The sequence below is a fragment of the Paenibacillus peoriae KCTC 3763 genome, assembly GCF_000236805.1.
Classification (GTDB): Bacteria; Bacillota; Bacilli; order Paenibacillales; family Paenibacillaceae; genus Paenibacillus; species Paenibacillus peoriae.
The window spans coordinates 118846-132414 of the sequence record NZ_AGFX01000021.1 but is presented as its reverse complement, the minus strand read 5'-3'; the positions used below and the strand labels follow the sequence as shown (position 1 = coordinate 132414).

Annotated in this window: 12 protein-coding genes; all 12 read right to left on the bottom strand. The window is 53.9% G+C overall.

What is annotated here, in order from left to right:
- Positions 1-536 precede the first annotated feature (536 nt).
- A complete protein-coding gene (locus KQI_RS0114395) occupies positions 537-1760 on the bottom strand; it encodes an NAD(P)/FAD-dependent oxidoreductase (RefSeq protein WP_010347496.1) in 1224 nt (407 codons plus the stop codon).
- Positions 1757-2092 (bottom strand): (2Fe-2S)-binding protein, encoded by a 336-nt coding sequence (locus KQI_RS0114390; protein ID WP_010347495.1) that lies wholly within the window; start codon positions 2090-2092, stop codon positions 1757-1759. The genes KQI_RS0114395 and KQI_RS0114390 overlap by 4 nt, the downstream gene beginning before the upstream one ends.
- Positions 2089-2556: a (2Fe-2S)-binding protein gene (locus tag KQI_RS27445; protein WP_010347494.1), complete on the bottom strand. Its 468-nt coding sequence runs from the start codon at positions 2554-2556 to the stop codon at positions 2089-2091. Before KQI_RS27445 ends, KQI_RS0114390 begins: the two co-directional genes overlap by 4 nt.
- Positions 2549-3985: an aldehyde dehydrogenase family protein gene (locus tag KQI_RS0114380; RefSeq protein ID WP_029390163.1), complete on the bottom strand. Its 1437-nt coding sequence runs from the start codon at positions 3983-3985 to the stop codon at positions 2549-2551. Before KQI_RS0114380 ends, KQI_RS27445 begins: the two co-directional genes overlap by 8 nt.
- A gap of 14 nt (positions 3986-3999) precedes the next feature.
- A complete protein-coding gene (locus tag KQI_RS0114375) occupies positions 4000-4887 on the bottom strand; it encodes a dihydrodipicolinate synthase family protein (protein ID WP_010347492.1) in 888 nt (295 codons plus the stop codon).
- Positions 4888-4984: 97 nt separating this feature from the next.
- The gene (locus KQI_RS0114370; protein WP_010347490.1) at positions 4985-6022 is read right to left on the bottom strand and encodes a 4-hydroxyproline epimerase; all 1038 of its coding nucleotides are present in this window, start codon (positions 6020-6022) and stop codon (positions 4985-4987) included.
- On the bottom strand, positions 6019-7239 hold the full coding sequence (locus KQI_RS0114365; protein WP_010347489.1) for an NAD(P)/FAD-dependent oxidoreductase: 1221 nt from the start codon (positions 7237-7239) through the stop codon (positions 6019-6021). The genes KQI_RS0114370 and KQI_RS0114365 overlap by 4 nt, the downstream gene beginning before the upstream one ends.
- A gap of 167 nt (positions 7240-7406) precedes the next feature.
- The gene (locus KQI_RS0114360) at positions 7407-8930 is read right to left on the bottom strand and encodes an Ig domain-containing protein (protein WP_010347488.1); all 1524 of its coding nucleotides are present in this window, start codon (positions 8928-8930) and stop codon (positions 7407-7409) included.
- A gap of 35 nt (positions 8931-8965) precedes the next feature.
- Positions 8966-10063, bottom strand: a complete 1098-nt coding sequence (locus KQI_RS0114355; RefSeq protein WP_411830860.1) for a M24 family metallopeptidase — start codon at positions 10061-10063, stop codon at positions 8966-8968.
- Between the two features lie 202 nt (positions 10064-10265).
- Positions 10266-11192 carry a carbohydrate ABC transporter permease gene (locus tag KQI_RS0114350; RefSeq protein WP_010347486.1) on the bottom strand — a complete coding sequence of 309 codons (927 nt, stop codon included), beginning with the start codon at positions 11190-11192 and terminating at the stop codon, positions 10266-10268.
- A complete protein-coding gene (locus KQI_RS0114345; protein ID WP_010347485.1) occupies positions 11189-12094 on the bottom strand; it encodes a carbohydrate ABC transporter permease in 906 nt (301 codons plus the stop codon). Before KQI_RS0114345 ends, KQI_RS0114350 begins: the two co-directional genes overlap by 4 nt.
- A gap of 33 nt (positions 12095-12127) precedes the next feature.
- Entirely contained in the window at positions 12128-13444 is a 1317-nt protein-coding gene (locus tag KQI_RS0114340; protein WP_010347484.1) for an ABC transporter substrate-binding protein, read from the bottom strand.
- Between the last annotated feature and the right edge of the window lie 125 nt (positions 13445-13569).

Sequence of the window (13569 nt, the reverse complement as noted above, 5' to 3'; positions counted from 1 at the left end):
TCTCATAGACTTATCGCATCCCCACTTTCGGAAAATACTGGATACCAACTTATTTATTATATGGTTTCCCTATTACAAAATCTATAAGGAAAACTTCTAAATAAATAGACATTCTAAAAAACCATATCACATCTATTTCAGCCTAGTTCGGAAAAGTGAATATAAGAAACGAGTAGGCGAAATGGTGCTAAACCAACAAAAAAGGGCTGCCTCTCCCTAGTTAAGGAAGAAACAGCCCGTGTGCTTCACGCGCAAACGACTATGAATAAATCAGTTCATACAATAATCAATGTTCCAACATCATCCAATATTTCTTACATCATAAATCATTGTCAACTAAAAATCAAACGTTATTTTATTTGCAAACCATCTCAAATGACCCCTATCCAACGCTAACCTTCAACCAACACTACCTCGTTCAGTGCGAATGGTCTTGCTTTCATACGGGCTTTGGCTTTAAGCGTCATCTTCCGTGCTCCTTTAAGGCGAATTTGGGATGTAAAAAAAGAAAAGCTTACGCCAAGCATGACAAGCGATTACACGCCGCTGCCAGCGGTTTGCTCCCACTGCTGGTACAGCTGCGTTCGCGCCTCTGTAATGCCGGGATGAAACTGAATCAGCGCGTTCTTTCGGGTAAAATCGACCTCGCGGATCGCCTCCTGTACCCGCTGCTCCCCTTCGGCTCCGCCGAGTCCGGCGGCGTGGACCATGGAAGCGGCGGCTAATCGGCCTTGGGCCATGGCGACCAGCCCGCTTTCGATGCCGGTAATATTGCCGGCAACGTAGAGCCCTTTGAGCGAGGTTTCCATTCGCTCACCATGCAGTGGAACATGCCCGCCCAACTCGGGGCTGTACACGAATTTGCACCCGGCCACCGCCGCCAGCTCGGCGAGCGGATACAGTCCGCCGCTCAGCGCCACGAAGTCGGCGGGTTCGACGCGCTCGCTGCCGGGAATAGGTGAGCCATCCGGTTTAACGTGGACCAGGGTCACGGATTCGACCCGGTCCTGCCCGTTGACGGACAGCACTGCCGTCCGCAAACGGATCGGGATATCCCACAGACGGAAGCCTCTGTGGGGATAGCAGTGTGCGATGAGGCCCTCCATCCGCATCGCCGCTGCCAGCTTGCCGCCGGCACGCATCCAGGCGGCCGGAGCCAGCCCCGATAGCTGCAGCAGCAGCTTCGCGGAAGCTGTCGGATCTGCCGCTGCACCAGCCAGCGGATTAGCGCACGGCAGTGTAATCGCCGCCACCTTCACCCCGGCGACGGACAGCTCGCGGGCAATCGCCATGGACAGGACGTTCATGCCTACAATAATGCCGCGTTCCCCCGGCTTAACATAATGAACGTTGGTCATCACCTGCGCGGCCCCGATGGACATCACGCCAGGCAGCGTCCAGCCGTCTAGCGGAACAGGAATTTCGGCGGCTCCGGTGGCCAGTAATACGTAGTCAGCAGTGAATAATCCACAGGAAGTGGAAATTTCCCATGTTGTCGTATACTCCATGCCATGCACCGATATACCACAGCGGATGTCCACCCCAAGCTCGCTGCAACGGGTGATCAGCTCATCCGAAACATGTTTTCCAACCCACCAGCCTGTGCTGCCTTCCTCATGATATTGTCCGGGCATCCGTCCGCCCGGCTCGGTAAACTCATCCAATACCGTGACCGGCAATCCATGTTCAGCTGCTGTAGCCGCTGCTGACAGTCCGGCGGGACCTGCTCCAATGACGATGAGATGCGCCATTTTATTCATGTCACGATTCTCCCTGTTATTTCATTCGAAAGCTGTCTGCCTGTTTCTACGATCATGCCTTCCTCCAACCGGGTCAAACAAGAGCGGACAGTGCCAAGCGAATGAACCGTCAGGCGGCATTCGTTACAGTGCCCAATGGCGCAATATACGCCCCTGGCTGTACCGGATTCCTCATGCCTTCTCAGCAAACGAACGCCGCTTGCCAGCAGCGCTGCCGCAAGCGGCTCTCCAGCCAATCCCTGCATAGGACGACCGTCAAAAACAAAGGACACCTGCCGCTGCTCCGGCTTCGGTCCCAAAATTGGATGATTCACAATACGCGCGCGACTCATAAGGAACCTCCTTCTGCCAGCTGACCAAACGTCACGGGACGTACCGGAGGTCTTTGCGATAATAGCTCTGCCTCGCGGCGGGCAGCGGGATATTGACTGTAAAACCACGTCTCTACCAGTTGTCGACATACCCTGCCCTGACACGCCCCCATCGTGACCCGCGTAGCCATTTTAAGCTGGCGCACCGTATCCGCTCCCATATCGCAGGCCTGCTCCAGCTGTGCCAAACTCACTTCTTCACAGCGGCATACAAGCAGATGACTTGATGCGCCAAGCGCTCCGGATGACCCGCCTCGTGAATCAGCATACGGATTGCCTGCATACCGGACGTCTGCATGCCTTGATTCTCCACATCGAGCATCTCCATTCAGAACACCTTCATTCGGTGTATCTCCATTCAGAGTCTCTTTATCCTGCACTTCCGTCCCGACCGTCTTCCCCCGTCCAATCGCCCGCTTACTCATAGCTGATTGCGCAGGTTTTAATCGCTGAATAAAAATCCAGCGCTACCTGCCCCTGTTCCCGGGTATGTGAGCTGGACTGCTTCAGACCGCCGAACGGAGCTTGATATTCGACACCCGCCGTCTCCTGATTGACCCGCACCATTCCGGCGTCCGCTTCATCCAGAAAACGATGAGCCAGCCGCAAATCACGGGTAAATAGTGAAGCACTCAGCCCGTAAATAGACGCATTGCACAGTCGAATGGCATCCTCAAAGTCGTCCGCCTGCATGACACCGACCACAGGACCAAAAATTTCCTCCTGAATCAAGGGATGAGACGAATCCAGCCCGGCTGTCACCAGTGGACGCACATAATACCCATCATCTGTCGCGGCGCCGGCTCCACCTTCGACCAGGATATCTGCTTCCCTGCGGGCCAGCGAAACATAGGACATAACCTTCTCATACTGACCTGCGGATGCGACAGGCCCAAGATACGCGCCGGGGTCCAGTGCCGGGGCCATATGGATTTTTGCCACCTCATGGCGCAAGGCTTCCGTAAACGCGTCATAGACAGACCGCTCGACAATCACGCGGCTGGTGGCCGTGCATTTTTGCCCGGCTGACCGAAAGGCACCGCTGGCAATCATCGCTACCGCCTGCGCCATATCCGCGTCCTTCAGCACGATCACAGCATTTTTACCGCCCATCTCGGTCTGGTATTTGATGTTCCTACGTGCGCACCGCCCGGCAATGCCCAACCCCGTCTTCGTAGAACCCGTGAAGCTGACTGCATCCAGTACCGGGAGCTCCAGCAAGGCATCGCCAATACGACTCCCCTGCCCAATGGCGAGATTCAGCACACCAGGCGGAAGCTGCACCGCTTCAAACAATTCCGCAATCCGTACCGCCGTTAATGACGCGTTTTCTGCGGGCTTCCAGATGACTGTGTTTCCACACAGGAGTGCGGGCGCGATTTTCCACAAGGGAATAGCTACCGGGAAGTTCCACGGGGTAATAACTGCCGTCACACCCAGCGGAATACGCTTTGTGTATTGGAGTACTCCCGGCTCATTCGAGGGAATGACCGTACCGATCGAACGTACACCCTCTGCAGCGTAGTATCGAAGCAGATGGACGCCGCGCATCACCTCTCCGCGCATCTCGGTAATCGGCTTCCCCATTTCCCGGCTGGCCAGCTCCGCTACATCGGACAGATTCGCCTCCAGCAAACCGGCTGCCTTGAACAGATAAGCTCCCCGTGCCGCCGGACTCAATGCCGACCAGCCTGCTTGTGCCAGCCTTGCCGCCTCCCCGGCCTGTGCAATATCAGCCTCAGTGGAAAAATGGATGACTCCCACCTCCTCCTTTAACGCTGAAGGGTTGCGAACCACCATTTCTTCGCCGGAAGGACTCAGCCACTCACCGCCAATCCAATTTCGGCTTTCCATCATCTTCACCTCCATCAGGATGAAACCCCGCTCGGACGAACCGCCGCCTCAAAAGCTTCGCGAATACGGTCGTAATCCGCCTGCGGTAGCGCAAGTCTGGGCGGACGTGTCGGGCCGACCGGGAATCCTGCCAGCTCCATCATATATTTGATGGACTGCACCAGCTGTGGACTGGCATCGTAGTGGAACAGCGGTAGCAGCCTGCGATACAACGCAGAAGCTTCCGCCATATTTCCCGCCTGCGCAAGCCGGAACAGCTCTACCCCTTCCTTGGGCAGCGCATTAGGCACCCCCGAAATCCAGCCTGTCGCGCCAAATAATGCCCCCTCCATCGCCAGATTATCCACCCCGATCATGACCTCCAGCTCTGTCTGGTCCAAAATAGCGTGAATACGTCGCACATCCCCGGAAAATTCCTTGACTGCTACGATATTTTCAATTCGTGACAGGTCTGCAAGAATATCTGGAGTCAGGTCAACCTTGTAATCATGGGGATTGTTATACGCAATGATCGGCAAGCCCACCTCCGACAACGCTTCAAAATGAGCCGTTACCTCATGGGGCAGCGGATTGTAATTAATGGGCGGCAGCGCCATGACACCAGCGGCTCCGGCATCCTTGGCATGCTGAACCCAATGCACCGCCTGCCTGGTGGATGGAGCCGCCGAGCCGACAACGACCGGGACACGCCCTGCCGCAGCATCAATCACCGTATGCACCACCTGTGATCGTTCTTCCGGGGATAACGCCGCATACTCCCCCAGTGACCCGGTGGGAACCAGCCCGCTAATGCCGTTCGCAATCAGATGCTCGCACAGCTCGGTCAGACGCTTGTAGTCGACCTCCAGCTCTGCCGTGAACGGTGTAACCAAGGCCACATATACACCCTCAAAACGTGCCATATGCTCACCAATCCTTTCTTCTTCCACCTGTTTTTTTACAAACTGAACGTTGAATAATTACACTGGCCTGTTACATCATTCGATTCCAGTACTATACTTACATCAGTAAAAATCCTTCCCTCAGCGGGTCCTTCGGATCAAGCACAAATTGATGATGCCCTGTTACCCAGGCCGAGCCTGTAATTTGCGGGATCACCGCCGGATAAGGACCTACCTGCGTTTCGCCCACGATTTCAGCCCGGAACATGGAGCCTGTGATGCTTTCATGTACAAACGGCTCATTTAATCCCAGCTTTCCCTTGGCGTGCAGCACCGCTACCTTGGCCGAGGTTCCTGTGCCACAAGGGGAACGGTCGATACCTCCCGGCGGGATAACGACGACGTTGCGGCAATCGGCCTGTGGAGCCACAGGCTCTCCGTAAAATTCAATATGGGTCAATCCCTGAATAACCGGATTCTCAGGATGGACTACCTCAATAGCAGCGTTCACCGCTTCCCGAATCCGGACCGCCGTTCGTACAATCTCTGCCGCACTGCTCTGCTCCAACGCAAGACCGATGGAAGCCGCCTCTATAATGCCGTAAAAGTTGCCTCCATACGCAATATCCAGCACGACTTGACCGATGCCCTCTACATCGACCTCCACCTCACGGCGGTACACAAAGGATGGAATGTTCGTGAACGTTACTTGCCGCACCTTGCCCGTATTCACCTCCAGCCGTACTTGAACCGGACCTGCCGGAGTATCCAGCAGTACAGACTTTTTATCCGCAGCAATCAGTCCGCCTTCCATTAGCGCCGTGCATACTCCAATCGTATCGTGACCGCACATCGGTAAATAGCCGCCAGTTTCTATAAAGACCACACCGATATCGGCATCTGGATGGCAAGGCTCTGTTAAAATACAGCCCGACATGACCTCATGGCCTCGCGGCTCGAACATCAGCAGACGGCGAAAATCATCATGATGCTCTGCCATGTAAGTCATCTTTTCCAGCATCGTATGACCTACCAGCTTAGGTGCGCCGTGAATGACCGTCCGCGTCGGATTTCCTCCGGTGTGGGTATCAATCGTCGTGATCTTGCCTGATATAGTATTCATGCTTGGTATAGCAATCTTGCCTGGCACACTCATCCGGTTACCTCCCCGTGAAACTCATGCCCGTTCTCATACCAGTTCAGAGCCTCTCCAAATCGGTCATACCGCAGCGGCTCTACCGGGATGCAAGTGGGTTCGCCGCGTACCATTTCGGTCACCAGCTTGCCCGTAACAGCGGCGAGGCTAATGCCGTCCCCTTCATGGCCGGAAGCGATAAACAGTCCCGGCACTTCATCCACGGCTGATATAATCGGCAAATGATCAGGTGTCCATGGACGCAGGCCGGTATACGCCCTCATCAACGGCACGTTTGCCAGGGCGGGGAAAAAACGTATCGCCCTGCGGGCAATTAAGCGGATCACCTGCTGATCAACCCCCGTATCCATACCGACAAACTGACGGCTGCTGCCGATCAGAATGTTTTGTGAAGCGGTTGGCTCGAATACCAACGCTACACCGTATTTTTCATAAACCTCATCGACACTCCGCTGCCCCCCGAACTTGCTCATCAGGTACCCAAACTCCATCACCTTTCGGTTCCCGATCGAAGGCATTCGGGCAGACACCAGAATATGTCCTTTGCGCGGCATGATCGGAAGGCTCAAACCGAGTGAACGACCGATGCTGCGTGTCCACACACCTGCCGCCAATACCACTGCATCCGCATGGATCACACCGTTTGGCGTCTCCACTCCGTGGACGTTCCCCCCTTCGTCCTTGAGGACCGACTGTATCGGCGTGCGCGGCAATAGTCTGGCTCCCATCCGACGTGCGGCTCTGGCCAGCGCATACGTCATCAGCACCGGATTTACGGTGGAATCTGTCGCACATTCCAGCCCGCCCGGCAAATCTTTGGCCAAATGCGGCCATTCCTTCCGCAAAGCCTGCTGATCCAGCATGCGAAATGGAAGTCCCTCCTGCTGCTGGCGGGCTACCCATTGCTCTGCCGCCTGCATCTCCTGCTCATTTTCACAGACCAAAATGCTGCCAGGCGCACGGTACTCAAACTCATCCTCCAGCTCCCTGGCCAGCTCTGCCACCAGTTCCTGCGATACCAGCGACATCCTACTGTCAAATCCCGGCTCCTTGTCAATTGCCAGTATATTTCCATCACAACGGGACGAAGTGCCTCCGGCAATCTCTCCCCGCTCAGCCAGTACGACCTTCAAACCGGACTTAGCCGCATAATAAGCGATGGCCGCACCGATGATTCCGCCGCCCACAATGACTAGATCCGCCGCGTCGTGTTTCACTCGCTTTTCCTCCCTTCGACCGTTTCAACCCGAATGTCATAACACTCAGGTCGCTCTGCCCCAAATTTCAACCGTAGTCGTCCAGAAGATGTTAGCCCAGCTCAATGTTAGGCAGTCAAATGTAAGCTCCGTCAGAAAATTCGGGGCAGCCGCGCCAGGAAATTCAGTTACAGCTTGAGCGTAAAGCTTTGGGTCACAGGCTTGCTCAGCTCGTCATAATCCCGCAGCTGTACGGTGAACGTATACGTCTTGTTCGCTGCTCCGCTTGCTGCCGTACCGCTGATCGTTCCTGTGAAGCGATCCAGCGTAAAGCCTGCGGGCAACTGACCACCCGTTACCGTCCAATCGTAAAACGGAATGCCTCCCTTGGCCTCCAGCTTGGCCGTGTACGCTTTCCCTTTAACGGGGGCTGGCAGTTCCTTCGTTATGATCTCCGGCGCAAGAAAAGGAGTTAGGTCCTTGCGCAGCGGCCAGCCTGCTTTTTCTGCCACCAGCAGCGAGAGCTTTGTGTTCATCCAGCGCCGGGTCGGGAACATGTGGCGCCAGCCACCGTTTTGTCCGCTCAGTCTGTCGACCTCTGCAAGCTCCCCGGAGAGATGATAGCTGTCGTCCAGCGCGGCCGGTCTGTGCTGATAAGCCAGAATATCCGGGTCATTGCCTGCTGCTTCCTTCAGCGCCTTGACACCCGGGAACGTGTCACTGAACACAATCGCATGACCAAATTCATGCATGATCAGCCCGTGCACATCCGTCACCTTGGACAGATCAGATTGATACCATTCTTCATCGTCCACCGATGTGAATGGAGTTGCATCATCATAGAAATCCAGAATCAGACTATAGGAACGGTTCAGGTTCCCCGGGACGGTCACACCGTTACGTGTATGATAATTGCCGTTATTGGCTGGAAAGCCCGTAGAATAAGGCCCGTTCAATCCTCTCATAAACACCCACATGCCTTTATATGGCTTGTCATTCGTCACCTGTATTTCATTTTGCCAGTCGTCTCCCGGCAGATGGTTGACCTCCGCATTCGCGGGGACCTCGTCGAAGGAGCTCAGATCAAAGAAATAGAACCAGTCCTTCACCGCCAGCTCTGCGGCTTTTCTTGTAGCAGCATCATTGAAATAAGGCATGATCGTATCGAAGCGGTAGTCAAAATAGATGGGGATTTGGGGCTCTTCATTATCGTCCTGATCCAACACCCGAATCGGAATGGACTGGGTGGTCTTGCGCCCATCGTTTCCCGCCACAGATAGAGACAGCGTATAATGCTCGATTTCACCATTTCCCCCGATCCGGTCAGGATGGATGGCTAGACGGAAATCTTTTTCCTCCTGAGCATTGGCAAAGGTCAGGGTTTTGCTTGCCCCTTGCGCCGACAGCGTACTTGGCAAATCCATCATCAGCCGCGATGTGCCCTGCGCATTCAATGTGATCGTTACCGGAAAAGCGGCGTTCGCCGGCGGTTTGACCTTTAGCTTCACATACGGGTTCGCAAGATACCCTTGCCAGTCGACCAAATCTATACCGTAATCGTTCACCGTCCGGCTAAAGATATCGATGACTTTGGCATCCGACTCCGCCTCGGCATAAGCCTCATGTCCCGGAATAGCTGGTGTTAAAGCCACGATGAGAGAAACGGCCAGCGCGGCCAGCCATATTTTCGTGCGTCTTTTTTGCGTGTTCATTTGATCCCTCCATATCGTTTTTGGATGACTACTTTTTACAATACAATCATCTCCTTCGGTGAGGAGGTCAGTACCTTCACACCGTCATCCGTGATCAGCACATCATCCTCGATCCGTACCCCGCCGAACCCCGGGATATAAATGCCCGGTTCCACGGTAATGACATGGCCCGGTACGAGCACGGATTTACTTTCACGGGACAGCCGTACCTGCTCATGAATTTCCAGCCCAAAGCCGTGACCCAGCCCGTGGCCAAACTGCTCCCCATAGCCATATGAGGCAATCACATCCCGCCCCAGACTGTCCCCCTCCCGGCCGCTTAAGCCTGGGCGAAGCCCTGCGATCGTCTTCATATTCGCTTCCAGCACAATGGCATACAGTTCCTTATGACGTTCTGACGGTTTGCCGACGAATACGGTGCGGGTAATATCAGACAGATAGCCACGCACATTCGCGCCAAAATCCATTGTGACAAACTCATCCTGGCCGATTTCCTTGTCACTGGCCAGTCCGTGCGGCAGCGCCGAACGCTCACCCGAAGCGACAATGAACGCAAAGCCACCCGAGTCCGCGCCCGCCAGCCGCAGCTGATATTCCAGTTCCGCCGCAATCCATCGCTCAGTAACCCCCGGCCGGATGTAATTCAGCACTTCCGTAAAAGCAGCATCGGTCATACGCGCCGCTTCGCTGATGGTGCGTATCTCATCTTCGTCCTTCACATCGCGCAGTCGTTCAATCACATCCTCCGTGTGCACATACTCCAGCGGACCCAGCGCGGCTTGAAGCTGGCCCGACTGCTGGAGTGAAACATGACGACTTTCCAAGCCCAGTCGGTGAACGCCTGATTTACCCGTCAGCGCGGCTACCGTCCGGAAAATTTGCACTTCATGCTGAATGACCGAATACTCCGGTGCCTGATCCTTTGCTTGCATCATATAGCGGAAATCCGTTACCAGAACAGCACCTTCCTCCGTAATAAGCGCCATCCCGGCCGAGCCTGTAAATCCGGTCATATAGTGCCGATTCGGTCCATGTGTAATGAGCAGCGCGTCTATACCCAGTGCCGGGAATTCCGAGCGTAATCGGGCCAGTCTGCCTGGAATACCTTGTAACGGCTTTGCAGCAGCTTGCACATTTCGAACTTCTTCCTCTTTCACTCGCACTGCCTCCCTGCTCCATATTCCTTTTCAAGTAATACGCCTTGGCACACGATCCACCGCATACCTTTGAACCCATTCATCCTCTTCTAGCTGCTGCCCTCCCGTAGCTCTTGCTGCATCCACTGTCCCTGCTCATTTCCCCAATACTCAAGCTCATTCCAGTTCCAGCTTCCTGCTAGCCTTTGATGCCTGTCAGTGTGATGCCTTCAATAAAATATCGTTGTCCGATAAAGAAAATGAGAACGATGGGAGCCAAAATGGTACTGGAAGCCGCCATCAGATAAGGCCAGTTCGTATTGTTCAGCCCGCGAAAAGTCGCCAATCCCAGCGCCAGCGTAAAATGCTTTTCGTCACTCAAATAAATAATCGGGCCCAAAAAATCGTTCCACACATCAATAAATGTAAATATCCCGATCACGATCAATGCGGGCGAAGATAAGGGAACAATGACACGCCATAGCACGGTCAGAGGTGTGCCTCCGTCCATATAAGCCGCTTCATCCAGATCACGCGGGATCGTCAGCATGAACTGGCGCATCAAAAAGATATTAAATGCTCCCCCGCCAAACCATGCTGGAACAATCAGCGGCAGAAAGGTGTTCAGCCCCCCCAGCTCACGCCACATGACGAAGGTGGGAATCAGCGTCACCGCGTACGGCAGCATCATCGACCCGATCAGCAGGGAAAAGATCAGATTGCGTCCAGGCCAGCGCAGACGGGCAAACGTAAACGCCGATACAATCGAGGTCAACATCACACCTGTCAGCACACACACCTCAATCAGGAACGTATTCATAAAATACCTACCGAATGGCACCGAAGTCAGGGCCTCCGGGTAATTGCTCCATTGAAAAGGAGACGGTATCCACTGTGGCGGGAACACAAAAATTTGCGAGGTCCCCATCAGAGAGCTGCGAATAAGCCATACAAACGGCAACAGCATCAAAATACTGCCCAAGATTAAAACAATGTACAGCAGAATACGACTGATTGGGAAGGACTTGGCACGGGTAGCGGGTGCAGGACTGCGGGAGCGTTCAGGCTGTGGAGGCGGATGCTGCGGTGCTTCGGAAGCATGGGCAGCAGAAGTGATCTGGCTCATGATCGTTCCCCTCCTTCATAGTGAACCCACTTTTTGGACGTGGAGAAAATCAGGACGGTCAGCACCATAATGACGAAAAATAAGATCCAGGCCAGCGCTGAGGCATAGCCGATTTTGGTCTCCGTAAAGGCCGTACGCCATAAGTAAAACACGTAGAACAGGGTTGCATTGTTGGGTCCTCCTTTGGTCATCACGTACGCCTGATTGAAGGCCTGAAAGGTGCCGATTAAAGACATGACCAAATTGAAGAAAATGGTGGGTGTCATTGAAGGAATGGTAATATGAAAGAATTTGTGCCACAGATTGCCGCCATCCACCTCAGCAGCTTCATACAGATGGGTGGGAACCGACTGGAGTCCTGCCAAAAAGATAATGACCGTGTTCCCGATCCCCCAGGTGCTCATCATAATCAGGGAGGGTATCGCAGTGCTTTCGTCATAAATCCACTTGCTGCCTGGCAGTCCAACACTCTCCAACAGCGAATTCAGCAAACCAAAATCCGGGTTGAACATCCACAGCCACAGCATCGTATTCGCGATACTTGGCACAATGGTGGGTAAATAATAAATCGTGCGGAATATCGATAGGCCCTTCACCTTTTGATTCAACAACAGCGCAATGTTAAAAGCCGCCGTCAAGCCAAGAGGCACGCTGCCCAGCGCATAATACGTGGTCACAAACATGGATTGGGAAAAGGTTGTATCCTTGGTCAGAATGGTCCGATAATTCTCCAGCCCTACAAAGCTCATCTGGCCGCCAATAGTCCAGTCGGTCAGGCTGAATATGAATGAGGCGGTAATTGGCCCAATCGTAAATATGAGTAGTCCGAGAATGGCAGGAAGCGCGAACAACAGACCCCAGTTACGCTCCATGCGCATCATTCCTGATTGCTGCCGCCTCATGGACCAATCTCCTTTCGCAGCTGTGCTGCCGATTTATTCATCCGGATAGACTCCCTGGAGCAACGGCTGAATAATAGGCTCCAGTTCATCCAATGCCTGCTGCGGCGTCTTCTTATTCGTCCAGATCAGATCCAGCCCCGGGGTCAGCTTGGAACCGATATCCGGCCAGTTGCGCAGTGTAGAGGTAGACGGCTTGATGGCGTAGTCTCTGGCATACTCAATGCCTGCCTGCCGAAATTCTGGCGGATGGGCCGCATTATTCGTCCATGACTGGATGGCCTGCTCATCGGTATAATATTTTTCCTCGATAGGCATCCACAGACCGGACTTGAACAGGTCCACCTTTTCCGGATTGTTGTGGTACAAATAAAATTCGAGTGCTTCCTTCGGATGCTTGGTGCTCTGGAAAATGACGGTGGCCCCGGCAACGATCATCGTTTTGGGTTCCTTCAGCTTCGGCAATACGCCGATACTCCATTGCAGCTGCTTGTTGTTCGAAAAATCAAGCAGGGACCACGTCCCGTCCACCACCATGGCGACTTTTCTCGTCTGAAGCCGAATCGTATTGGACGGCATGTCCTGCTGCTGGATCAAATCGGGAGCAACATGCTCCTTGAAAACCAGATCCTGCAGCTTCTGAAATACCTCCACCGACTCGGGACGGTTCAGGGTGTACTTCTTGCCCGTTTTGTCGGTCAAATCTCCACCATTGCTCGCCAGGAGCGGTCCCCAGGAGCTGCGGTCGTTGCCGAAGGCAAAGCCGTATTGCACAATATTTTTCGGATCAAAGCCGCTTTCGCCGGGATGCTTGCCATTCTGATCCTTGGTCAGCTTTTTGGCAATCTCCAGAAATTCATCCCATGTCCACGCTTTTTGAGGATCGGCCGGAGGGACAGGTACACCCGCTTCTGAGAACAGCTCCTTGTTGTAAAACAACTGCATCACTTCCAAGGCGGTATAATTGCCGATAGACTTGCCGGGTTCACTGTAGAGATAGGAGGATTTAAGCTTGTTTTTTAATTCGGGATATTCATCATAATAGGAGGATAAATCCAGGAGTCTGCCTTCACTTGCCCATTTCATCGTGAGCGAATCGCCCAGGTAGGCGATATCGGGAAGCTGATTAGCGGCCATTAACGTGTTAATTTTGGTCGTATAGTCACCAGGGACATGCTCGCCCTTTACCCGGATATTGGGGTGGGATGCATTAAAGCTTTGAATCATCTTTTCCATTGCCTGCTTCTCATCATTACTTCCCCAGTACATGAACTTGAGCTCGACCGCATTCGGATTGACCGGTTCGCCCGCATTGCCGCTGCAAGCCGTCAGTCCTGCCAAGATCGCCGTCATTATAAGAGCCACCCATGTCCGTAACCTTCGTTTCAGCAAATCAACCGGCCCCTTCCTGAACTGGATTCTCCTTACAAGCCTATTATGCGCCGAGAGTCTGGAGCCGACCACCCAACGACTCCAGA

Bases quoted from the DNA above. Each gene is read 5' to 3' on its own strand.
- KQI_RS0114375 (WP_010347492.1), bottom strand. From the start codon at position 4,887: ATGGCACGTTTTGAGGGTGTATATGTGGCCTTGGTTACACCGTTCACG.
- KQI_RS0114360 (WP_010347488.1), bottom strand. From the start codon at position 8,930: ATGAACACGCAAAAAAGACGCACGAAAATATGGCTGGCCGCGCTGGCC.
- KQI_RS0114340 (WP_010347484.1), bottom strand. From the start codon at position 13,444: ATGACGGCGATCTTGGCAGGACTGACGGCTTGCAGCGGCAATGCGGGC.
- KQI_RS0114345 (WP_010347485.1), bottom strand. From the start codon at position 12,094: ATGAGGCGGCAGCAATCAGGAATGATGCGCATGGAGCGTAACTGGGGT.
- KQI_RS0114380 (WP_029390163.1), bottom strand. From the start codon at position 3,985: ATGGAAAGCCGAAATTGGATTGGCGGTGAGTGGCTGAGTCCTTCCGGC.
- KQI_RS0114370 (WP_010347490.1), bottom strand. From the start codon at position 6,022: ATGAGTGTGCCAGGCAAGATTGCTATACCAAGCATGAATACTATATCA.
- KQI_RS0114390 (WP_010347495.1), bottom strand. From the start codon at position 2,092: ATGAGTCGCGCGCGTATTGTGAATCATCCAATTTTGGGACCGAAGCCG.
- KQI_RS0114395 (WP_010347496.1), bottom strand. From the start codon at position 1,760: ATGAATAAAATGGCGCATCTCATCGTCATTGGAGCAGGTCCCGCCGGA.
- KQI_RS0114350 (WP_010347486.1), bottom strand. From the start codon at position 11,192: ATGAGCCAGATCACTTCTGCTGCCCATGCTTCCGAAGCACCGCAGCAT.
- KQI_RS27445 (WP_010347494.1), bottom strand. From the start codon at position 2,556: ATGAGTAAGCGGGCGATTGGACGGGGGAAGACGGTCGGGACGGAAGTG.